A 19,850-nucleotide genomic window follows, 5' to 3' on the forward strand; every position below is an offset into this window, starting at 1 on the left:
ATGACGGCAGGATACGCTCCCACCGACACCGTCGCCCTGCACCGCGACTCCGTGCGCGCGCGCGCCGCCGAGGTCGCCGCGCCCCGGCGGGTGCGCCACGCCGGCACCGCCGTACGGGTCGACGGCATCGTCAAGAGCTACGGCGGCCAGGGCCCGGCGGCGCTCGAGGGCGTCAGCCTGGCGATCGAGCCGGGCGAGCTCCTGGCCCTGCTCGGCCCGTCGGGCTCGGGCAAGACCACGCTGCTGCGGGTGATCGCGGGCCTCGAGATCCCGGACGGCGGCCGGGTGTTCTTCGGCTCGGACGACACCACCGACATCCCGGTCCAGCGCCGCGGCGTCGGGTTCGTGTTCCAGCACTACGCGCTGTTTCGCCACCTCACGGTGTTCGAGAACATTGCCTACGGGCTGCGCTCGCGGCCGCGGGCGCACCGGCCGAGCGAGGCCGACATCGCCCGCCGCGTCGAGCGCCTGCTCGAGCTCGTCCAGCTCCCGACGCTCGCCAAGCGCTTCCCCGGCCAGCTCTCGGGCGGCCAGCGCCAGCGCGTGGCCCTCGCCCGCGCCCTCGCGGTCGAGCCCTCGGTGCTGCTCCTCGACGAGCCCTTCGGGGCCCTCGACGCGCAGGTGCGCAAGGACCTGCGCCGCTGGCTGCGGGAGATCCACCGGGAGACCGGCCAGACCACGATCTTCGTCACCCACGACCAGGACGAGGCCCTGGAGCTCGCCGACCGCATCGCGATCCTCAACAGGGGCCGCATCGAGCAGGTCGGCGCCCCCCACGAGGTGCAGGACCACCCCGTCTCGCGCTTCGTGATGTCGTTCGTGGGCGAGACCGCGCGCCTGCCCGCCGAGGTGGCGGACGGCCGGGTCTGGGTCGGCGGCCGCGCGATCCTCGACGCGCAGGCAGGCTGGCCGCAGGGGGCCGTCGACCTCTGCGTGCGCCCCTGGGACCTCGCCGTCGGGCAGGCCCCCGGCGCGCTCCCCGGGACCGTGCACGAGTGGCGGCGCACCGGCCGCGGCACGGTGGCGGAGATCCTGCTCGACGGCGCCGAGGCGGCCGTCGAGGTCCAGGTGACGGAGGTCTACGAGCCCGGCGACCGCGTCGCCCTGGTGGCCGCCGCCGCCCGCGTCTTCGCGCGGGGCTGACCTCACGGCCCGCGCGGGGCGGGCGCCACGGTCCGGCTCCGCGGCCCGGGCGCCTCATCTCCGACCGCGATCGGCGTGGCCGCCGGTCCGCGCGGGAGGCAGGCCGCGTGCGGAGCGCGAGCCACCGGCTTCGCCGCAGGTCCACCACCTTCGGGTGTCGCCTCGACGGCCGGTTCGTGAAGCCGGCGCGGTCGGCCCCGCGCCCCGGCGTGGAGGATGCCGCGGCGGGCTCCGTGCGGCCCATGTCCCACACCGCCCCGGCCGTGCGACGCCCGGCCGACGCCGTTCGAGCCTCTAGAGCATTTCCCGGCGCAGTGGACACCGGTTCGCCGCAGACAATGCGGCGGAATCAAGAACCTGGAGCAGCGGCCGATCGCAGCGTGATCGGATGCTGCTCTAGCCGCGCCCGCGCTCCAGCATCCGCGAGACGACGCGGGCGGTGAAATCCACCATCGGCACGATGCGGGCGTAGTTCAGGCGGGTCGGGCCGATCACCCCGACCACGCCGACGATGGTCTGGCTGCCGTCCCGGAAGGGCGCGGCGATCATCGAGGAGCCCGAGAGCGAGAACAGCTTGTTCTCCGATCCGATGAAGATGCGGACGCCCTCGCCGCCCTCGGCGCGGGTCAGGAGCTCGATGACGTCCTTCTGGCTCTCGAGGTCGCTGAACAGCAGGCGGATGCGCTCGAGGTCCTCGGCGGCGCGCAGGTCGTCGAGGAGGTTCGCCTGGCCGCGCACGATGAGCTGGCGCTCCTCGCTCGGCCCGACCGAGCGGGCGAGCCCGGCCTCGACGAGGCGCTCCGTCAGGGTGTCGAGCTCGCGCTTCATCGCGACGCGCCCGGCCTCGATCTCCGAGCGCACCTCGCCGAGGGTGCGGCCGCGGATGCGGGCGTTGAGGAAGTTCGAGGCCTCCTGCAGCGCCCCCGCCGGCAGGCCCGGCGGCAGGTCGAGGAGGCGGTTCTCCACCGAGCCGTCGTCCGAGACCAGCACCACGAGGGCGCGCCCGGGATCGAGGCGCACGAACTCGATGTGGCGCAGGTGCACGTTCTGCTTGGCGGTGACCACCACGCCGGCGCCCCGCGAGATGCCCGAGAGCAGCATCGAGGCCTCGGTCAGCGCGCTCTCGAAGGTGTGCCGGGAGGCGGCGGCCCGCATCTGGGCCTCGATCCGGCCCTGCTCCTCCTGGCCGACGTCGCCGAGCTCCAGGAGCGCGTCGACGAAGAAGCGCAGCCCGTGCTCGGTCGGCAACCGGCCGGCGCTGGTGTGGGGGGCGTAGATCAGCCCGGCCTGCTCCAGGTCCGACATGACGTTGCGCACGGAAGCCGGCGACAACGCCATCGGCAGGATGCGCGCGAGGTTGCGCGACCCGACGGGCTCGCCGGTGGCGAGGTAGCTCTCGACGATCTGACGGAAGATCTCGCGCGAGCGCTCGTTCAGCTCGGCGATGGCGCGGGAGGGGCTGATGCCGGATGCCAGATGGGGGAGGTCGCGGGTGTTCATCAACCGTGCGGCGCGAAGGGCTACACAATGTGCGGGCTCGGCTCCCCGGGCGCAAGCGCCAAGACCCGCGGGGGCACCCCCCAGCGTCACCTCATCGCGGCTCCGGCTGCCGGGCGAGGCGCCCCGCCCGCATCGGATGCGGCGGCACCACCACCCGTTCCGCCCGGCTGTCCCGGGCCGGCGCGCGCCCGGCGAGGCGGAGCCAGAGCAGCCAGGCCCCGGGGGAGGCCGCAGCCGGGGCGGCGGGCGACGGGGTGAGCAGCACCCCGGCGCCGACCGCGTTGTTCCCCTCCCGCAGGAGCCCGACGAGCGCCGTCGGGAGGTTGACCGGGGGCGGCGCCGGCGGCGGCGGCGCCGGCGGCGGCAGCGCCGGGCCAGCGGCGGCGGCGGCGGCGCAGTCCGCGAGGAGCGCGAGGCCCGCAAGGCAGAGCCGCATTCGGCGGGCCGCCGCCCCGGTCCCGTCGCACGCTAGGGCGTCCTCAAGTCGCGTCACCCGCCTGCCGCTGGGGAACAGGGAACAGTGGCCTTGAGGACTTTGACGCACGGCGAACATCCGCGGCGGGATCCGGCGGCCCCGCCGGCTGAACGAACCCCGCGCGCTCTTGTCAGAGCGTGTTCATCCGCCCGGAGCCATCATCTCGGTCGAGCCGAAAGCTCCGGTTGCAACCGAGATCATGGAGGCACTGATGGTGACGACACGCGACGCAACGAGGATCGGGCAGCGGCTGCTCGCGGCGCTGCTGGTGGGCGGCGGCCTCGCCGCGGCGGCCGGGACGGCGCAGGCCGCGCCCTTCGCGCCGTCCGCCGCCGCCGCGCCCGAGGCCGGCATCGTGCTGGCGCGCGGCGGGCATGGGCATGGGTACGGGCACCACCACGGCCATGGGGGCCGCCACGGGGGCCACCATCACGGGTGGGGCCACCATCGCGGCCACGGCTACGGCTGGGGCCACCGGGGGCACCATTACGGTTGGCGCCACCGCCACGGCCACGGCTACTTCTGACCCGGCCCGGTCGCTTCGATCCCTCGGGCGACGGGCCCGGGCGCCGTGCGCCCGGGCCCTTTTCGCGTCCGGCCCGGGTTGCCGCCCCGGCCGGCAGCGCCTAAGAGCGCGGGCCCGTTTCCGCCCGGACCGCGGGCCGGTTGCCGCACAGGAGTGTCCGATGCGCCCTTCGAAGCGCGCCCCCGACGAGCTGCGCAAGGTCACGCTGGAGCGGAGCGTCGCGCGCCACGCCGAGGGCTCCTGCCTCGTCACCTTCGGGGACACGAAGGTGCTCTGCACCGCGTCGCTGGAGGAGCGCGGGCCGCCGTGGCTGCGGGGCTCCGGCAAGGGCTGGATCACCGCCGAGTACAGCATGCTCCCGCGCGCGACCCACGAGCGCAACCGCCGCGAGGTCAATGCCGGCAAGCCGTCCGGGCGCACCCAGGAGATCCAGCGCCTCATCGGCCGCTCCCTGCGCGCCGTGGTGAACCTGCCGGCGGTCGGCGAGCGTCAGATCGTCGTCGATTGCGACGTCCTCCAGGCCGACGGGGGCACCCGCACCGCCTCCATCACGGGCGCCTGGGTGGCGCTGCACGAGTGCTTCGCCTGGATGCGCGGCCGCTCGATCATCTCGGTCGACCCGATGCGCGACCACGTCGCGGCGATCTCCTGCGGCCTCCACAAGGGCACGCCCGTCCTCGACCTCGACTACGCCGAGGATTCGGCCGCCGAGACCGACGCCAACTTCGTCATCACGGGGTCGGGGGGCATCGTCGAGGTGCAGGGCACCGCGGAGGTCAAGCCCTTCTCGGAGGACGAGTTCCTGGGGCTGCTGCGCCTCGCCAGGGAGGGCGTGTCGCAGCTCGTCGCGCTCCAGAAGCAGGCGGTCGGCTGACGATGGCGCGCCTCCTCAGCGGCCGGGTCGTGATCGCGACCCACAACGCGGGCAAGCTCGCGGAGATGCGCGAGCTGCTCGCCCCCTTCGGGATCGAGGCGGTGTCGGCCGGCGCGCTGAACCTGCCGGAGCCCGAGGAGACCGGCACGATGTTCGCCGAGAACGCCGCCATCAAGGCGCGGGCGGCGGCCTCGGCCACGGGCCTGCCGGCCTTCGCGGACGATTCCGGGCTCTGCGTCCACGCCCTCGACGGCGCGCCGGGCCTGTTCTCGGCCCGCTGGTCGGGCGGCTCGAAGGATTTCGCCGGCGCGATGGCGCGGGTCGAGCGCGAGCTCGCCGCCCGCGGCGCCGCGGACCGGCGCTGCCACTTCGTCTCGGCCCTGGTCCTGGCCTGGCCGGACGGGCACGAGGAGCTGTTCGAGGGCCGGGTCTTCGGCGACCTCGTCTGGCCGCCGCGGGGCACGCGCGGCTTCGGCTACGACCCGATGTTCAAGCCCGACGGGAGCCCGCTCACCTTCGGCGAGCTCGGCGCCGAGGAGAAGCACGGCATCGACTGGGAGACGGGCACCGCCCTGTCGCACCGGGCGCGCGCCTTCCTGTCCCTCGCGGCGGCCTGCCTGCGCCGGCCCGGCTGAGCGGTCGGGCGGCCCCGGCGTCGCCCCCCGACCGGCAGGGGGCGGCGGAGCGGCCGCCCGGGCGCGGCGGTCAGACGATCTCGAGCCCGACGTCGACGTTGCCGCGGGTGGCGTTCGAGTACGGGCAGACCTGGTGCGCCTTCTGCACCAGCGACTCGGCGGTCGCCCGCTCGAGGCCTGGCAGGGCGATCGTCAGGTTGGCGGTGATGCCGAAGCCGCCCTCGGAGCGCGGGCCGATGCCCACCTGCGCCGTCACCGTGGTGTCGGCCGGGACCTGGATCTTCTCCTGGCCGCCGACGAACTTCATCGCGCCGAGGAAGCAGGCGGCGTAGCCGGCCGCGAAGAGCTGCTCGGGATTGTTGCCCTCGCCGCCTGCGCCGCCGAGCTCCTTCGGGGTCGACAGCTTGACGTCGAGGCCGCCGTCGAGGGTGTGGGCGCGTCCGTCGCGACCGCCGGTGGCCTTGGCCTTCGTGCTGTACTTCACGTCCACGGACATCAGGGCTCTCCGTTCGTGCGAGGGGCGGGTCCCGCCCCGGGCCGCGGTCCTGGCGGGCCGCGACCGGGGTTCTAGCGCGGAGTTAGATTGCGCGCAATTTGTTTTTGGCGGCTTGGATGCGTTATGATCGTGCGCGACCCCGCGGATCTGGACCGAACATTGCTCCCGCGGGTGAGGCGCCGGTCCGCGCGGCCGGCGTCACGGTCGCCGGTCCGGCTGTCCGCGCAACGCCCCCGGCGCCCCGGGGGCGTTCCAGAAGGAGACCAACATGTCAGAGCCCGAGGCGCAGCATCCTGCGCCCGCATCCGGCGCCGACGGTGACCTTCGGCTGGCGAGCCAGATCTGCTTCGCGGTCTACTCGGCGGCGCACGCCTTCAACCGCGCCTACAAGCCCCTGCTCGACGGGCTCGGCCTGACCTATCCGCAGTACCTGGTGCTGCTGCTGCTCTGGGAGCAGGACGGCCTGACCATGAAGGCGGTCGGGCAGCGGCTCTACCTGGATTCGGGCACCCTGACCCCGCTGCTGAAGCGCCTCGAGGCCGCGGGCCTGGTGCGCCGCGCGCGGGACGCCGTCGACGAGCGCCTGATGCGCATCAACCTCACGGAGGCCGGGGCCGCCCTCCGGCAGAAGGCGATGCCGTTCCCCGACGAGATCTTCTGCGCGGCCGGACAGCCGGCCGAGCGGCTCATCGCCCTGCGCGACGAGATCGTGGCCCTGCGCGACAGCCTGCACGCCAGCGCCGCCGGCGAGCGGGACCGCGCCTGAGGGCAGGCGGGTTCCCCCGAGCCGGCCGCGGCCGCCCGGGTCGCGGGCGGGGCCGGGCCGCTACAGCATCGGCAGGTGGCGCGGCTCGGGCCCGAGCGGGAAGGCCGCGTCGATCCGGGCGAGGTCCGCCGCGCCGAGGGTCAGGCTGCCGCCGCCGGCGTTCTCGGCCGCGTGGGCCGGGCTCGACGCCTTCGGGATCGCGAACACGCCCGCGCCCCGGGTGAGGGCCGCGAGGGCGACCTGCCGGGGCGTGGCGCCGTGCGCCGCCGCGACCTCCGCCAGCACCCGGCCGCTCGGCGTCGCCGGCCCCGGGAAGCGGTCGTGCCCGAAGGGGCTGTAGGCCACGACCGCGACGCCGTGCGCCCGGCACCAGGGCAGCACGGCGTGCTCGATCGCCCGCTCCTCGAGGTGGTAGAGCACCTGGTTGCAGGCGATGCGGCCCGGCCCCGCCAGCGCCAGGGCCTCGTCGAGGTCGCCGGCGTCGAAGTTGCTGACGCCCCAGGACAGGATCTTGCCGGCCCGCACCAGGTCCTCGAAGGCCGCGATGGTCTCGGGCAGCGGGTGCCGCCCGCGCCAGTGCAGCAGGTAGCAGTCGAGCCGGTCGGTGCGGAGGCGGCGCAGCGAGCGCTCGCAGGCCTCCACGGTGCCGCGGCGCGAGGCGTTGCCCGGCAGCACCTTGGAGACGAGGAAGATCTCGTCGCGCCGGTCCGCCAGCGCCTCGGCCACCAGGGGCTCGGCCTCCCCGTACATCTCGGCGGTGTCGACGTGGCTCATGCCGACGTCGAGGCCCTTGCGCAGGGCGGCCGCCGCCACGGTCGGCTCGCCGGCGTCGAGGTACCAGGTTCCCTGTCCGATCACCGGCACCGCGGGGCCGGTCTGTCCGAAGGGTTGCCGTCGCATGGCCTGCTCCTGCGAAGCTCCGCGCCCTCCTCGAAGGGGCGCGCGGGCGGCGAGGTCACGGGGCGCAGAATGCACGCCAACCGGGGCGTTGTTCCACCCCGCCCGGAGGCCCGGCGGCGACAAAAGCCGGCGTCCTGCGCGAAAATATCCGCCTTCCGGGCCGGGCGTCGCCGGGTGATTCCTTCTGCGGAGCATCGTTCTTCAAAAAGAACATTTTGGTTGACAGAAAGTCCGTATCTGGGGTTTCTGTGCAGTCCGCACCGCTGCGAAGGACGGAAGGCCCCGATGCGCCCACACGCGATCCCACCCGCCGGACCCGGCGCGCCATGACGGCGCCCGTCAGGGTGCCGGTGCCCGCGGATCTGAGCGGAGCGCTCGGCGGCGGGGATGCGCTGGTGCGCCTGGAGGGCGTGGCGAAGACCTACGCGGCGCGGCGCGGCGCCGCGCAGGTCACCGCGCTCGACGGGATCGACCTCAGCCTGCGGCGCGGCCGCGTCCTCGGCGTGATCGGCCGCTCGGGCGCCGGCAAGTCGACCCTGATCCGCCTCGTCAACGGGCTGGAGCGCCCGAGCCGCGGCCGGGTGATCGTGGGCGACGCCGAGATCTCCGCCCTGTCGGAATCCGCCCTCAGGCGGGAGCGGCGCGGCATCGGCATGATCTTCCAGCACTTCAACCTGCTCTCGGCCCGCACCGCCGCCGGCAACGTCGCGCTGCCCATGGAGGTCGCGGGCTACGATCGCGCCGCGATCCGGGCCCGGGTCGCCGAGCTCCTCGACCTCGTCGGCCTCGGCGCCCAGGCGAACCGCTACCCGGCCGAGCTGTCGGGGGGGCAGAAGCAGCGCGTCGGCATCGCCCGAGCCCTCGCCACGAACCCGAAGGTGCTGCTCTCCGACGAGGCCACCTCGGCCCTCGACCCCGAGACGACGCACCAGATCCTCGACCTCCTCGGCCGCATCAACCGGGAGCTCGGCCTGACCATCCTGCTCATCACCCACGAGATGTCGGTGATCCGCGCGATCGCCCACGAGGTGGCGGTCCTCGACGGCGGGCGGATCGCCGATAGCGGCGACGTCTTCGACGTGTTCACCCGGCCACAGGCCCCGATCACCCGCACCTTCCTCGATCGCGAGACCGGCCGGGCCCTGCCGCCGGTCCTGGCGGGGCGGCTGCGGCCCGGGGCCGGGGACGACACGGGCCGGCCCGGCGACCAGGCCGTCCTGCGCATCACCTTCCGGGGGCCGCACGCCACCGACCCGGTCGTGGCGCACCTCGCCCGCGACGCCGGCATCGAGGCCGGCATCCTGTCGGGCACCGTGGACGAGATCGCCGGGCGGCCCTTCGGCACCCTGGTGGTGGGCGTGCCCGCCACGGCCGGCACGGTGGCGCGCACGGAGGCGTTCCTGAGGAAGCGCGGGCTCGACGTCGAGGTGCTCGGCACGCTCGACGCCGCGCCCGGCGATGCCCACGCGCGCGCGCAAGCCCCCGCACACGCGGCGCTCCCGACGCCGAGCGGAGCCCCCCATGTCGCCTGAACTCCTGCGCCTCCTCGCGCTCGCCACCGGCGACACGCTCCGGATGGTGGCGATCGCGGCCGGCCTCGGCACCCTGTTCGGCCTGCCCCTCGGGGTGTTCCTGGCGACGAGCGGGCGGGGCGAGCTGCTGGCCGCCCCCTGGCTCAACCGGGCCCTCGGGATCGTGGTCAACGCCACCCGCTCGACGCCCTTCATCATCCTGGTGGTGGCGATCATCCCGTTCACCCGCCTGATCGCCGGCACCTCGATCGGCACCGCGGCCGCCACCGTGCCGCTGACCGTCGCGGCGACGCCCTTCATCGCGCGCCTCGTCGAGGGCGCGGTGCGGGAGGTCGATGCCGGCCTCGTCGAGGCGGCCCGGGCCTTCGGGGCGAGCCCGTTCCAGATCGTCGCCAAGGTGCTGATCCCCGAGGCGCTGCCCGGCATCGTCCTCGGCCTGACCCTCGCGGTCGTGTCGCTGATCGGCTTCTCGGCCATGGTCGGGGCCGTGGGCGGCGGGGGTCTCGGCGACCTCGGCATCCGCTACGGCTACCAGCGCTTCATGCCCGAGATGATGGTCGCCGTGGTGGCGGTGCTGATCGTCCTCGTGCAGGCGGTCCAGACCCTCGGCGACCGCCTCGCCCGCCGCCTGAACAAGCGCCTGCGGCACGGCTGACCGCCGGCTCACCCCTTCACCTCTCTCCCCCGATCCTCGGAGACGTCCGTCATGGTGCGTACCCTCACCCTCCTGCTCGCCGCGGCGCTCGCGGCCGGGAGCCTGCCGGCCCGGGCCGACGCCCAGCGCGTCCGCGTCGCCGCGACGCCCGGGCCCCATGCCCAGATCCTCGAGGCTGTCAAGCCGATCGCGGCGAAGCGCGGCCTCGACCTGCAGGTGCTCGAGTTCTCGGACTACGTGGTGCCGAACGAGGCGCTCGCGGCCGGCGAGATCGAGGCCAATTCCTTCCAGAACCAGCCCTACCTCGACAACCAGAAGGCCGACCGCGGCTACCGGATCGACAGCGTCGCCCTGACGGTGAACTTCCCGCTCGGGATCTACTCGAAGCGCCACAAGAGCTTCGAGGCGGTCCCGGCGGGCGGCACCATCGCGATCCAGAACGACCCGACCAACGGCGGCCGGTCGCTGCTGCTGCTCCAGGACAAGGGCGTGATCAAGCTCAAGGCCGGCACCGGCTTCAAGCCGACGGTGGCCGACATCGTGGAGAATCCCCGGCGCCTGCGCTTCATCGAGGTCGACGCCGCCCAGACCCCGCGCTCCCTCGACGACGTCGACGCGGCGGCGATCAACACCAACTACGCCACCCCGGCGGGCCTCAAGCCCACGGACGCGATCCTCAAGGAGGAGCCGAAGGGCCCCTACGTCAACGTGCTCGCGGTGCGCAGCGTGGACAAGGACAAGCCCTGGGTCGCGGCCCTGGTCGAATCCTACCGCTCGCCGGAGGTGAGGGCCTTCGTGGACAAGACCTTCGGCGGCGCGGTGCTGCCGAGCTGGTGAGCCGCGGGCGTCGCCGCGGAGGAAGCCCCGGACCCTGACGGCCGCCCGGCGGCCCCGGAAGGCCGCCCGGCGGTCCAGAACGCACGCGAGTCCGTGCCGAGCGGCCGGGGCTCGTGTGCGTTTATGCACATGGCGAAATGAACCAATGGCCGCGCTGCACGTCTCCTCGGTGCAGCCCGCTGTGCGGCTCGCATATCCATGAGTTGTCCGATGAAGATCCTGAACCCGCTCATCCTCGCCGCCGTGCTCGCGGCGGCCTCGGTCCCGGCCTTCGCCCAGGGCGGTTCGCCCTACAACAACTCGGGCTCGCAGGCCGGCGGCCCCCTGGCCGGCCAGCAGCGCGAGATGGGCGCCCCGGGCGCCGCCCCCGCCGCCAGGATGGCCCCGCGCAAGCAGCGCAGCGTGCATCACCGCCGCGCCCGCCACCACCGCGCCCGCTGAGGCGTCGCGAGGGCCGCGGCCGCGTCCATCGACGCGGTCCCGGCTCCTGCGCCCGGCTCCCGCATCAGGCCCACACGCGTCGTTCCCGCCCGCGCCGGATCGGCCTCCGGTCCCGCGGGGGCCTCCGCTCGTCCAGCGCACCCGTCCGGCGGTGGTCCCGCCGCGCGGGCGCGCACTCGTGCCGGCCCCGGAGCCCCGCCGCGGCCTCAGCGCTTCCGAACCGTTAACCCGACTGCGTTACCGCTGACGCTCGTGCGAGTTGTGCGGGCGCCGCGGGGCGGCGCAATCGGAGCGGGAGCGGCATGACCGAGCGATTCAGGCCGGATCGGGATGCCGGCCCGCGGGACCCGGGCGGCGCGGAGGCGCTCGGCGCCGACCTCGGCGCGCTCTGCCGGACGGCCGCGGCCGGGCTCGGCACGGCGGTGGCCTACGTGGTGCTCGCTGAGGACGGCCGGCACAGGATCGCGGCCTTCGCCGGGCCCGCGGACCGGGCCGGGCTGGCGGGCGACGCCTTCCACGGCGCGGCGACCGCGGCCGACGCCGTGGTGACGACGGCCTGCCCCTCGGCCGGGCTCGTCGTCGGCGCTCCGATCCGCGACTCGTCGGGCACGCGCCTGGGCGCCCTCTGCCTGGCGGACGCGGGCCCGCGCGACCTGAGCGAGGCGGAGATCCGGCAGGTCCGCGATCTCGCCGGGCTCGCGGCATCGCGGATCCGCCTCGACCGGATGGAGCGCGAGACCTCCGCGCACGAGACCCGCTACCACCTGCTCGCCCAGCACGCGACCGACATGATCGTCTGGGCCGCCCCCGACGGCACGCGCCGCTTCGTCTCGCCGGCGTGCCGGGCGCTCCTCGGCTACGAGCCCGAGGAGCTCGTCGGGCGCCCGCCCTACGAGCTGGTCCACCCCGACGACGTCGAGGCCGCGGCGCGCACGGCCGAGGCCTTCGTGCAGGGCGACCGCGACCGCCTCGTCACCTGCCAGCGCTACCGGCGCAGGGACGGCGCGTTCATCTGGGCCGAGGCGATCGTCAACCGCACGCGGGGGCGCGACGGGGAGACGACCGGCTTCGTCGCCCTGGTGCGCGACGTCTCGGACCGCCGCCTTGCCGAGGACGCCATGCGCGAGGGCGAGACGCGCTACCGCGCCCTGGCGGACGGGCTGCCGCAGATCGTCTGGGTCATCCGCGGCGGCGACGGCGCCGCCACCTACGTCAACCGGCAGTTCCGCGCGTATTTCGGGCCCTCCAGCCCGGAGCAGGCGGGGCGCATGGTCGCCATCCACCCGGACGACAGGGTCCGCGTGGAGGCGGGCTGGGAGGCGCTGCACCGCGGCGTCGCCTGGGTGCCCGTGGAGGCGCGCCTGCGCCGGCACGACGGGTTCCATCGCTGGCACCGCCTGATGATCATCCCGATGGGCCAGGGCGCCGAGACGAGCGAGTACATCGCGACCGCGCTCGACATCGACGACATCGTGGTCGCCCGCAACCAGCTCACCGAGACCACCGACCTGCTGCGGCTCGCCCAGGAGGCGATCGGGGCCGCGATCTGGGACTGGGACCGGCGGGCGGGCGTGATCCGGCACTCGCGCGAGAGCGCGCGGCTGCTCGGCGTCCTGCCCGAGGCCCATGGCGGCGACGTCGTCGAGACGACGTCCGCCGAGATGTCGGCGCACATCCATCCGGACGATGCCGCGCACATGCAGGCCGAGTTCCGCCGCTCCGTCGCGACCCGCACCACCTACGCGGTGGAGTACCGCGTCGCCTGCCCGGAGGCGGAGGGCGGCTACCGCTGGCTCAACGGCTTCGGCCGGCTGGTGTTCGACGACGCGCAGGCCGAGGTCGTGCGCGTGGTCGGGCTCAACCTCGACGTCAGCGGCCGCAAGGCGGCCGAGCAGCGGATCGCGCACCTCGCCCGCCACGACCCCCTCACCGACCTGCCGAACCGCACGCTGTTCCGCGAGCGCCTGGAGCAAGTGCTCACGGAGGTGCGGCGCAGCGGGGGCTCGGCCGCCGTGCTCTGCCTCGACCTCGACCGCTTCAAGCTCGTCAACGACACCCTCGGGCACCCGGCGGGCGACGCGCTGCTCGCCGTGGTGGCGGCGCGCCTGCGGGCGGCGCTCAGGGCCGAGGACGTCGTGGCGCGCCTCGGCGGCGACGAGTTCGCCATCATCGAGGTGGGCGCGGGGCGGCCGGGCGACACCCGGGCCCTGTGCGAGCGCCTGATCGAGCTCGTCGGGCAGCCGATCCGGGCGCTGGGCCACATGATGAGTGTGGGCCTCAGCATCGGCGTCGCCCGGGTGCCGGAGGACGGCCTCGACGGCGACGCCCTGTTCAAGCGGGCCGACCTCGCGCTCTATCGCGCCAAGGCGGACGGCCGCAACACCAGCCGCTTCTTCGAGGCCGCCATGGATGCGGCCGTCGAGGAACGCCGCCGCCTGGAGCTCGACCTGCGCGCCGCGCTGGGCGGCGGGGGGCTCGAGGCGCACTACCAGCCCGTGGTGCGGATCGCCACCGGGGCCATCCGCGGCTTCGAGGCGCTCGTGCGCTGGCGCCACCCCGAGCGCGGCCTCGTGCCGCCGGGCGTGTTCATCCCCCTCGCCGAGGAGACGGGCCTGATCGCCGCGATCGGCGCGCGCATCCTCCTCGACGCCTGCCGGGACGCGGCGGCGTGGCCCGACCCCGACCTCATCGTCGCGGTCAACGTCTCGGCGGTGCAGTTCCGCCAGGACGGGCTGCTGCGGAGCGTCACCAGCGCCCTCGCGGAGACGGGGCTGCCGGCCCGCCGCCTCGAGCTCGAGATCACCGAGACGCTCCTCGTCGAGGACAGCGCCGCCGTCCTCGCCACCCTGCGGGCCCTGCGCGACCTCGGCGTGCGGATCGCCCTCGACGATTTCGGCATCGGCTACTCGTCGCTGAGCTACCTGCGCAAGTTCCCGTTCGACAAGATCAAGATCGACCGCTCCTTCGTGGAGGACTTCGCCAACCCGAGCACCGCCGCGATCGTGCGCTCGGTCGTCGGTCTCGGCCTACAGCTCGGCATCGCGATCTGCGCCGAGGGCGTCGAGACGCGCGAGCAGCTCGCGCTGATGGAGCGCGAGGGCTGCACCGAGGCGCAGGGCTACTTCCTGAGCCCGCCGGTGCCGGCCGCGGAGGCGGCCGCCTTCGCGCAGGGCGCGCGAACGCTGCGGGCGGCGTAGGCCCCGCGCCGGGGCCGACCCGCGCGGGTCCTCGGAGGCGAAGGATGCCGTGCGGGGGTGCCTCGCGTCCGACGCGCCGCCCGCGATCGGTGCCGGCCGGTCCCCTCCGGACGCCCCCGGCGCCCGTGAGCCGCCCTAGAACCCGCCCGTCCTCCAGAGCAGCGCCGAGAGGGCGGCGAGGCCCGCGAGCCACGACCCGAGGAGGAGCGCCCGCGAGCGGCGCGCCGGGCGGCGGTTGTCGTTGGCCGGGCGGGGCAGCCGCATCCAGCCCGCCCCGTAGCCATGGGTCGCCGCCGCGATCGTGGCGGGGCGTGCGGCGGCGGAGGAGCGAGGGCTCGGCATGAGGTGCTTCATACCACGGACCGCCGCGGGAGGAGAGACGTCATCGGCATCGTCGGGGCGAGGGCGGCGCCTGAGCGGCCCGGCCGCGCCCCGGCCGGCCGGGATCCCGCCCTCAGATCCAGCGGGCGAGCCAGCCGCACAGGCCGCCCCGGGGCGCCGGCCCCGCGCGCCGGAAATGGTCGTCGATCCAGTGCGGGCTGAGGATGTCGCCGTCCTCGGTGACGATCCAGGGCAGGGCCTCCGCGTCGCCGGCGAGGCCGGAGGCGGCCGACAGGGCATCCCGCAGGGTGGGGTAGATCCGGGCCGCGCTCGGCGTGCGCGCGGCCCGCCAGATCACGAGTTCGGCCGGACGGTCCATCGACGACAGGGGCATCCCGACAACATCCTCCGCGACGTCACCACGATGACGCGGCGGAGCTTGGTGGAGCCTTTCCGGAACATTGCGATCCGGTAATCCGGCCGCCCGTCAGGGCTCGGCCGAGGCCTCCCGGTGCGGGCGCAGCTCCGGGGCGCCCTGCTCGGGCTCGGTCTCGGCGACCGGCGCCGCGCGGCTCTCGGCGCGGCTCGTGTCGACGAACAGGCGCGCCTCGCCCTCGCTCAGGCCGAGGCTGCGCAGGGCGTAGAGCGCCATGCCGAAGCCCAGCTCCCGCTCGGCCATCAGCACGAGGCCGACCCGCTCCTCCTCGAGGTGGCGCCGCTCGGCGTCGCTGTGCGTGCGCACCAGCGTGTCGATGCCCGGGTTGGCCTCCCGGGCGATGGCGATGAGGCGGCGGGCCTGGTGCGCGTCCGGGCTCGCCACCACGAGGAGGCGCGCGCTCGCGACGTCGGCGGCGGCCAGGATGCCGGAGGCGCCGGCGTCGCCGAACACCGCCGCGATGCCCGCGGCCCGCAATTCCTCGACCCGGCGCCGGTCCCGCTCGACGACCACGAAGGGCAGGTCCCAGGCCTCGAGGGCCCGCCCGATGCTGCTGCCCACGCGGCCGTACCCGACCACCACCGCGTGGCCCCGCCGCCCCGCCGCGTCGGGGCCGACCGGCAGGCCGGCCGCGCCGCTGCGCTCGAACCGGGCCGCGAGGCCGGGCCGGGCGGCGAGCGCCCGGGCGAGCCGGTCGATGCCGGCGAAGAACAGCGGGTTCAGCGTGATGGACAGGAGCGAGCCGGCCAGGATCAGGTCGCGCCCCTCCGGCGGCAGGAGCTTCAGCCCGATGCCGAGGCCGGCCAGGATGAACGAGAACTCGCCGATCTGGGCGAGGCTCGCCGCGATCGTGAGGGCGGTGCCGAGGGGGTGGCGGAAGGCCAGCACGATGGCGACGGCGGCGATCGACTTGCCGACCAGGATGATGCCGAGCACCGCCAGCACCGAGAGCGGCGCCCGCAGCAGGATGCCGGGATCGAACAGCATCCCGACGGAGACGAAGAACAGGACCGCGAAGGCGTCCTGGAGCGGGAGCGAATCGGCGGCGGCCTGGTGGCTCAGGTCGGATTCGGCCAGGACCATGCCGGCGAAGAAGGCGCCGAGCGCGAAGGAGACGCCGAAGAGCTCCGCCGACCCGAAGGCGATGCCGAGCGCCAGGGCGAGCACCGCGAGGGTGAACAGCTCCCGCGAGCCGGTGCGGGCGGCCTGGTCGAGGAGCCAGGGCACGACCCGCCGCCCGCCGGCCAGCATCAGGCCCGCGAACGCCGCCACCTTGGCGAGGGTCAGGCCGAGGGTCAGCCAGAGGTTGTCGCCGGCCGCGCCGTGGCCCGCGCCTTGCGCCGCGCCCTCGCCGCCGAGCGGCCCGGCGAGGGCCGGCAGCAGCACGAGCGTCAGCACCATCGCGAGGTCCTCCACGATGAGCCAGCCGACCGCGATGCGACCCTTGTCCGAATCGAGGAGCCCGCGCTCCTCGAGGGCCCGCAGCAGCACCACCGTGGAGGCGACCGAGAGGGCGAGGCCGAAGACCAGCCCGGCGCCGAGGCCCCAGCCCCAGGCGAGGCTGAGGCCGAGGCCCATCAGGGTCGCGGCGCCGATCTGCACGACGGCGCCCGGGAGCGCGATCGCCCGCACGGCCATCAGGTCCCCGATCGAGAAGTGGAGCCCGACCCCGAACATCAGCAGGATCACGCCAATCTCGGCGAGCTGGCCGGCGAGGTCGGCGTTGCCGACGAAGCCCGGCGTGTAGGGACCGACCGCGATGCCGGCGACGAGGTACCCGACGAGGGGCGGCAGCTTCAGGCGCTGCGCCAGCATTCCGCCGATGAACGCGAAGACGAGCCCGAGGGCGATGATGGCGATCAGCTCGGAGGCGTGCGGCACGGGTCGGGGATCTCCTCGGGGCGGGGCAGGGCGGGGGGCGCCGGGGGCGCACGCGCGCGCCGGCCCCGCCATCCTAGCACCGCGGCGGCCGGTCCCTCCGTGCTGCAACGCACGAGGGCCGCTTTCGTCGATGCGAGAGCGGCCCTCGCCGGGGAGGAGCGGTCGTGAGGGCTCGCCCCGAGCCGCGCGGGACCGGCCGGGCCGGGGCCCCGGGAGCTGCCGCGACCGGGCCGGTCGCCCTAGCGGCCGGATTGCGACGAGGGGCGGCGGCCCGCGCCGGCGGCGATCCCCGGCAGCCGCGGCCGCGGGCCGCCCGGACGGGCCGCCAGGACGATCATGATCGCCCCGATGGCGGCGGACGTCATCACGAGGATCTCGATCGGGATCATGCGGCGGCCTTGCGATGGGCGGGTGCCGCTGCACCGCGGCCGATTCGTCTCTCGGGCGCCGCGCGGACGATTGTCCGCCGGCCCGGCCGCTCTAGCTCGACAGGGGTGGGGGCGGCCATGTGACATCCCGCCGTGAGACAGCATGTCCGGCGCGGGCGCTCACGATTCCGACGCATTGCCGCCGCCTCTGGCATCCTGCCGCGCGATGCGGCATCAGCAAACGATCGTAATGTGTGCGCACCGCACCGTCAGCGGAGGATGTCCTGCATGAAGAAAGTCCTGACCGGGGCGCTCGTCGCTCTCGGCCTTGCGCCGGGCGCGGCGCTCGCCGCGCCGAAAGATCCGAGCGGGACTTGGTTGACCGAGGACGGGCGCGCTCGCATCAGGATCGAGAAATGCCTGACGCGCAATGATCGCGTCTGCGGCTACGTCGTCTGGCTGAAGACGCCGCTCGACGACAAGGGCCAGCCGCGCGTCGACTTCAAGAATACCGATGCGAAGAAGCGCGGCCGGCCCTCGCTCGGCCACCAGCTGATCATGGGTCTCAAGCCCAACGCCGACAATCGCCACGAGGGCCAGATCTACAATTCCGAGGACGGCAAGCTCTACGACGTCTCGATCTGGGTCGACGATCCGAGCGAGCTGAACGTCCGCGGCTGCCTGCTCGGGTTCCTGTGCGGCTCGCAGACCTGGACCCGCGCCGGCGAGGTCGCGCCGGGCCAGCTCACCGGGCCGACCGCCGCCGCGAACGGCCCGCGACCCGACGCCGAGTGGGCGCCCAAGCCCGCCGCCGCCGCGAAGCCGCCCGCCTCGCCCACCGCCGCCGCGCCCGCCGCCCGGAAGGACGAGGCGCCCAAGCCCTGACGCCGCCGGCCCCGCGTGCGCCCCGAGCCCGCGGGGCCGGGGCCGCCGGATCCCCGGCGACCCCGTCCGGTGCCCCGAGGGGTCGCTGCCGCGCCGTCCAGGCCGAGTCGCTGCGACCGCAGGCCGCATGATGCACGTCCTGGTTGCTCGAACGGGGTCTTGCACCGAAAGCTTGCGGCAGGCCGGAGCGGCCTTGGCGAGACGTGGATTTATACACCTTTTGATTGCAATCTCAGGGGACGGTGCGCGCCGCGGCCGCCCCGGCGTTCCCCTGCGCGCGACGCCGATACCCTAGCGGCCCCGATACAACCGTGCGCCCTGCGCCACGAGAACGTCCAGGTCCCGCCGGCGGCACCCAAGTGAGGCCCTTGATCCGCGCCGGCCGACTCCGTGTGTGCCGGGCAGCTCACATCGATGATTGAGCGACAAATATTTCTACAACCGTTCGGCGACGCGCGACGACTGCTCGCCCAAGGACCGGGAGCGCCGTTTCCTGCCGAAAGCTGTCGTCTCGCGGCGCGTTTTACTCCGGAATAAAAAAATTCATTGACTGTTAGCGAATTTAGCCACATGTGCAAATGTGTTTTGCTATAGGGAAATAAAATGAGCAGCGACGAGCCGGTGCCGCCAGCAAATCTCATCGATCTTTCAGCCGACATCGTGTCGGCCTACGTGTCGAAGAACTCCCTGCCGGTGGGCGAGCTCGCGGGCCTCATCGCCTCCGTCCACGCGTCGCTGGAACGGGTCGCCTCGCCGCCGGCGCCGGAGCCGGACAAGCTCACGCCGCCGGTCCCGATCCGCAAGACGGTCACGCCGGACCACATCATCAGCCTCGAGGACGGCAAGCCCTACAAGTCGCTCAAGCGCCACCTCACCACCCGGGGGCTGACCCCCGAGCAGTACCGCCAGAAGTGGGGCCTGCCGCACGACTACCCGATGGTGGCGGCGAACTACGCGGCGCAACGCAGCGAACTCGCCAAGAGCCTCGGCCTCGGCCAGATCCGGCGCGACCGCGCCGCCGCCAAACTCGCGGCCCAGGATGCCGTGGCGGCCGAGCCGCCCGCGAAGGCGCCCGCCCGCCGCGGCCGCCCGCGCAAGGGGGAGTGATCGCAGGCCTGGGGTGCGGACCCGCCCGGGCCGGCTCACGTCGCTCGGGCGGTCCGAGGGCATCGTCCGGCGCGCCGGCAACCGGCGTGGCTTCGTCACGCGGCGGGACGGATCGTCGACGGGCGGCCGCGCCGGCGCGCAGCGCCGTGCCGGCCGGAGCGCGTCAGTCGCTGGCGATCGCCGCGAGCGAGAAGACCGAGGCGATCAAGAGATTGATGCCGGCGAGAAGAAGCACCACGGTCATCACGCATACCCTACGATGTGCTGCCGCGGTGCGGTCGATCCGCCGCCGGCGCGCTCTGGAGAAGACAGCTGGGCTATAAACTGAGCTGTTGCCAGAATCGTTGCATCATCAGGGACAATCCGCGGCATCGGGCGGTGCGCCGGGGCACCGCCGCGGCGTCGCGCGACGGCGCCGGAGCCGCGGCCCGGCGGCGCTACTTGCGCCGGGCCTTGCGGGCGGCGTAGCGCGCGTCGCGGGCGGCCTTGCGCTCGGCCTCCATGCTGGCCTCGCGCTCGGCCACCTCGGCCTGCTCGCGCTCGGCGCGGGCCCGGGCCTCGGCCGCCTCGGCCTCGCGGCGGACCGTCTCGGCCTGGCGCGCGGCGTCGCGCTCGGCGGTGCGCGCCGCGCGGGCTTCGGCGACCTTCTGGCGCTCCGCCAGCCGGGCCTGGACGGTAGGGTCGTCGGGTGCCGGCCGGGTGCGGAAGCGCTCCAGCATCGCCTTCTTCGCGTCCACGGAGGCGCCCCGCCGCTCGTTGAAGTGCTGGTCCTTGAAACCGGCCATCGTGCTCGTCTCGTCTGTCCTGTGTGGGCGACGGCGCCCGGTGGGGCGCTAGGAGGATCGGGTCGGCGGCGGGGGAGCAGCCCCGTCGAG

General features: G+C 74.4%; 21 protein-coding genes. 12 read left to right on the forward strand and 9 right to left on the reverse strand.

The annotated features are described in order from the left end of the window. Positions 1–1,143: a sulfate/molybdate ABC transporter ATP-binding protein gene (locus DT057_RS08205; protein ID WP_128561597.1), complete on the forward strand. Its 1,143-nt coding sequence runs from the start codon at positions 1–3 to the stop codon at positions 1,141–1,143. Positions 1,144–1,539: 396 nt separating this feature from the next. On the opposite strand, the gene hrcA is transcribed toward DT057_RS08205, so the two are convergent. Together hrcA and DT057_RS08215 are read right to left on the reverse strand one after the other, a co-directional pair. Continuing rightward, positions 1,540–2,643, reverse strand: a complete 1,104-nt coding sequence (gene hrcA / locus DT057_RS08210) for a heat-inducible transcriptional repressor HrcA (RefSeq protein WP_128561598.1) — start codon at positions 2,641–2,643, stop codon at positions 1,540–1,542. Between the two features lie 91 nt (positions 2,644–2,734). Beyond that, the gene (locus DT057_RS08215) at positions 2,735–3,079 is read right to left on the reverse strand and encodes a hypothetical protein (protein WP_128561599.1); all 345 of its coding nucleotides are present in this window, start codon (positions 3,077–3,079) and stop codon (positions 2,735–2,737) included. A gap of 250 nt (positions 3,080–3,329) precedes the next feature. Here DT057_RS08215 and DT057_RS08220 point away from each other — a divergent pair, with 250 nt between their 5' ends. From DT057_RS08220 to rdgB, 3 genes are all read left to right on the forward strand, one after another. Next, on the forward strand, positions 3,330–3,644 hold the full coding sequence (locus DT057_RS08220) for a hypothetical protein (RefSeq protein WP_128561600.1): 315 nt from the start codon (positions 3,330–3,332) through the stop codon (positions 3,642–3,644). A 160-nt stretch (positions 3,645–3,804) separates the two neighbouring features. Beyond that, positions 3,805–4,518, forward strand: coding sequence for a ribonuclease PH (gene rph, locus DT057_RS08225; protein ID WP_128561601.1), 714 nt, complete (start codon positions 3,805–3,807; stop codon positions 4,516–4,518). Positions 4,519–4,520: 2 nt separating this feature from the next. Beyond that, positions 4,521–5,153 (forward strand): RdgB/HAM1 family non-canonical purine NTP pyrophosphatase, encoded by a 633-nt coding sequence (gene rdgB, locus DT057_RS08230; RefSeq protein ID WP_128561602.1) that lies wholly within the window; start codon positions 4,521–4,523, stop codon positions 5,151–5,153. A 70-nt stretch (positions 5,154–5,223) separates the two neighbouring features. Here rdgB and DT057_RS08235 read toward each other — a convergent pair whose 3' ends face one another. Continuing rightward, complete coding sequence (locus tag DT057_RS08235; protein ID WP_128561603.1) at positions 5,224–5,649, reverse strand: organic hydroperoxide resistance protein; 426 nt, start codon at positions 5,647–5,649, stop codon at positions 5,224–5,226. A 268-nt stretch (positions 5,650–5,917) separates the two neighbouring features. Here DT057_RS08235 and DT057_RS08240 point away from each other — a divergent pair, with 268 nt between their 5' ends. Then, positions 5,918–6,415: a MarR family winged helix-turn-helix transcriptional regulator gene (locus DT057_RS08240; protein WP_128561604.1), complete on the forward strand. Its 498-nt coding sequence runs from the start codon at positions 5,918–5,920 to the stop codon at positions 6,413–6,415. Positions 6,416–6,475: 60 nt separating this feature from the next. Here the strand turns inward: DT057_RS08240 and DT057_RS08245 are convergent, their stop codons facing one another. Next, on the reverse strand, positions 6,476–7,315 hold the full coding sequence (locus DT057_RS08245; protein WP_128561605.1) for an aldo/keto reductase: 840 nt from the start codon (positions 7,313–7,315) through the stop codon (positions 6,476–6,478). A 326-nt stretch (positions 7,316–7,641) separates the two neighbouring features. On the opposite strand from DT057_RS08245, the gene DT057_RS08250 reads away from it, so the two are divergent. From DT057_RS08250 to DT057_RS08270, 5 genes are all read left to right on the forward strand, one after another. Then, positions 7,642–8,847, forward strand: coding sequence for a methionine ABC transporter ATP-binding protein (locus DT057_RS08250; RefSeq protein WP_128561606.1), 1,206 nt, complete (start codon positions 7,642–7,644; stop codon positions 8,845–8,847). Beyond that, positions 8,837–9,502, forward strand: coding sequence for a methionine ABC transporter permease (locus tag DT057_RS08255; RefSeq protein WP_128561607.1), 666 nt, complete (start codon positions 8,837–8,839; stop codon positions 9,500–9,502). Before DT057_RS08250 ends, DT057_RS08255 begins: the two co-directional genes overlap by 11 nt. Positions 9,503–9,553: 51 nt before the next feature. Further along, on the forward strand, positions 9,554–10,339 hold the full coding sequence (locus DT057_RS08260) for a MetQ/NlpA family ABC transporter substrate-binding protein (RefSeq protein WP_128561608.1): 786 nt from the start codon (positions 9,554–9,556) through the stop codon (positions 10,337–10,339). A gap of 210 nt (positions 10,340–10,549) precedes the next feature. Beyond that, positions 10,550–10,780, forward strand: coding sequence for a hypothetical protein (locus tag DT057_RS08265; protein WP_128561609.1), 231 nt, complete (start codon positions 10,550–10,552; stop codon positions 10,778–10,780). A 302-nt stretch (positions 10,781–11,082) separates the two neighbouring features. Then, positions 11,083–13,977 carry a sensor domain-containing protein gene (locus DT057_RS08270; RefSeq protein ID WP_128561610.1) on the forward strand — a complete coding sequence of 965 codons (2,895 nt, stop codon included), beginning with the start codon at positions 11,083–11,085 and terminating at the stop codon, positions 13,975–13,977. A 135-nt stretch (positions 13,978–14,112) separates the two neighbouring features. Here the strand turns inward: DT057_RS08270 and DT057_RS08275 are convergent, their stop codons facing one another. The 4 genes from DT057_RS08275 to DT057_RS35440 form a co-directional block, all read right to left on the reverse strand. Continuing rightward, positions 14,113–14,319 (reverse strand): hypothetical protein, encoded by a 207-nt coding sequence (locus DT057_RS08275; RefSeq protein WP_128561611.1) that lies wholly within the window; start codon positions 14,317–14,319, stop codon positions 14,113–14,115. 112 nt (positions 14,320–14,431) lie between these two features. Beyond that, positions 14,432–14,692 carry a hypothetical protein gene (locus tag DT057_RS08280; protein ID WP_238312646.1) on the reverse strand — a complete coding sequence of 87 codons (261 nt, stop codon included), beginning with the start codon at positions 14,690–14,692 and terminating at the stop codon, positions 14,432–14,434. Between the two features lie 93 nt (positions 14,693–14,785). Continuing rightward, positions 14,786–16,615 (reverse strand): cation:proton antiporter domain-containing protein, encoded by a 1,830-nt coding sequence (locus DT057_RS08285; RefSeq protein ID WP_128561612.1) that lies wholly within the window; start codon positions 16,613–16,615, stop codon positions 14,786–14,788. 239 nt (positions 16,616–16,854) lie between these two features. Continuing rightward, positions 16,855–17,004, reverse strand: a complete 150-nt coding sequence (locus tag DT057_RS35440) for a hypothetical protein (protein WP_162501353.1) — start codon at positions 17,002–17,004, stop codon at positions 16,855–16,857. A gap of 267 nt (positions 17,005–17,271) precedes the next feature. Here DT057_RS35440 and DT057_RS08290 point away from each other — a divergent pair, with 267 nt between their 5' ends. Both DT057_RS08290 and DT057_RS08295 read left to right on the forward strand, forming a co-directional pair. Continuing rightward, entirely contained in the window at positions 17,272–17,868 is a 597-nt protein-coding gene (locus tag DT057_RS08290; RefSeq protein WP_128561613.1) for a DUF2147 domain-containing protein, read from the forward strand. Between the two features lie 603 nt (positions 17,869–18,471). Further along, the gene (locus DT057_RS08295; protein ID WP_128561614.1) at positions 18,472–18,975 is read left to right on the forward strand and encodes a Ros/MucR family transcriptional regulator; all 504 of its coding nucleotides are present in this window, start codon (positions 18,472–18,474) and stop codon (positions 18,973–18,975) included. 437 nt (positions 18,976–19,412) lie between these two features. Here the strand turns inward: DT057_RS08295 and DT057_RS08300 are convergent, their stop codons facing one another. Further along, complete coding sequence (locus tag DT057_RS08300; protein ID WP_128561615.1) at positions 19,413–19,760, reverse strand: DUF6481 family protein; 348 nt, start codon at positions 19,758–19,760, stop codon at positions 19,413–19,415. Positions 19,761–19,850: the final 90 nt, after the last annotated feature.

The sequence above is a fragment of the Methylobacterium crusticola genome (genome assembly GCF_003574465.1).
GTDB classification, from domain to species: domain Bacteria; phylum Pseudomonadota; class Alphaproteobacteria; order Rhizobiales; family Beijerinckiaceae; genus Methylobacterium; species Methylobacterium crusticola.

Bases quoted from the DNA above. Each gene is read 5' to 3' on its own strand.
- DT057_RS08240 (WP_128561604.1), top strand. From the start codon at position 5,918: ATGTCAGAGCCCGAGGCGCAGCATCCTGCGCCCGCATCCGGCGCCGAC.
- DT057_RS08300 (WP_128561615.1), bottom strand. From the start codon at position 19,760: ATGGCCGGTTTCAAGGACCAGCACTTCAACGAGCGGCGGGGCGCCTCC.
- DT057_RS08275 (WP_128561611.1), bottom strand. From the start codon at position 14,319: ATGCCGAGCCCTCGCTCCTCCGCCGCCGCACGCCCCGCCACGATCGCG.
- DT057_RS08235 (WP_128561603.1), bottom strand. From the start codon at position 5,649: ATGTCCGTGGACGTGAAGTACAGCACGAAGGCCAAGGCCACCGGCGGT.
- DT057_RS08255 (WP_128561607.1), top strand. From the start codon at position 8,837: ATGTCGCCTGAACTCCTGCGCCTCCTCGCGCTCGCCACCGGCGACACG.
- rdgB (WP_128561602.1), top strand. From the start codon at position 4,521: ATGGCGCGCCTCCTCAGCGGCCGGGTCGTGATCGCGACCCACAACGCG.
- DT057_RS08265 (WP_128561609.1), top strand. From the start codon at position 10,550: ATGAAGATCCTGAACCCGCTCATCCTCGCCGCCGTGCTCGCGGCGGCC.
- DT057_RS35440 (WP_162501353.1), bottom strand. From the start codon at position 17,004: ATGATCCCGATCGAGATCCTCGTGATGACGTCCGCCGCCATCGGGGCG.
- DT057_RS08270 (WP_128561610.1), top strand. From the start codon at position 11,083: ATGACCGAGCGATTCAGGCCGGATCGGGATGCCGGCCCGCGGGACCCG.
- DT057_RS08205 (WP_128561597.1), top strand. From the start codon at position 1: ATGACGGCAGGATACGCTCCCACCGACACCGTCGCCCTGCACCGCGAC.
- DT057_RS08215 (WP_128561599.1), bottom strand. From the start codon at position 3,079: ATGCGGCTCTGCCTTGCGGGCCTCGCGCTCCTCGCGGACTGCGCCGCC.
- DT057_RS08280 (WP_238312646.1), bottom strand. From the start codon at position 14,692: ATGCCCCTGTCGTCGATGGACCGTCCGGCCGAACTCGTGATCTGGCGG.
- DT057_RS08250 (WP_128561606.1), top strand. From the start codon at position 7,642: ATGACGGCGCCCGTCAGGGTGCCGGTGCCCGCGGATCTGAGCGGAGCG.
- DT057_RS08245 (WP_128561605.1), bottom strand. From the start codon at position 7,315: ATGCGACGGCAACCCTTCGGACAGACCGGCCCCGCGGTGCCGGTGATC.
- DT057_RS08290 (WP_128561613.1), top strand. From the start codon at position 17,272: ATGAAGAAAGTCCTGACCGGGGCGCTCGTCGCTCTCGGCCTTGCGCCG.
- DT057_RS08220 (WP_128561600.1), top strand. From the start codon at position 3,330: ATGGTGACGACACGCGACGCAACGAGGATCGGGCAGCGGCTGCTCGCG.
- DT057_RS08295 (WP_128561614.1), top strand. From the start codon at position 18,472: ATGAGCAGCGACGAGCCGGTGCCGCCAGCAAATCTCATCGATCTTTCA.
- rph (WP_128561601.1), top strand. From the start codon at position 3,805: ATGCGCCCTTCGAAGCGCGCCCCCGACGAGCTGCGCAAGGTCACGCTG.
- DT057_RS08260 (WP_128561608.1), top strand. From the start codon at position 9,554: ATGGTGCGTACCCTCACCCTCCTGCTCGCCGCGGCGCTCGCGGCCGGG.
- hrcA (WP_128561598.1), bottom strand. From the start codon at position 2,643: ATGAACACCCGCGACCTCCCCCATCTGGCATCCGGCATCAGCCCCTCC.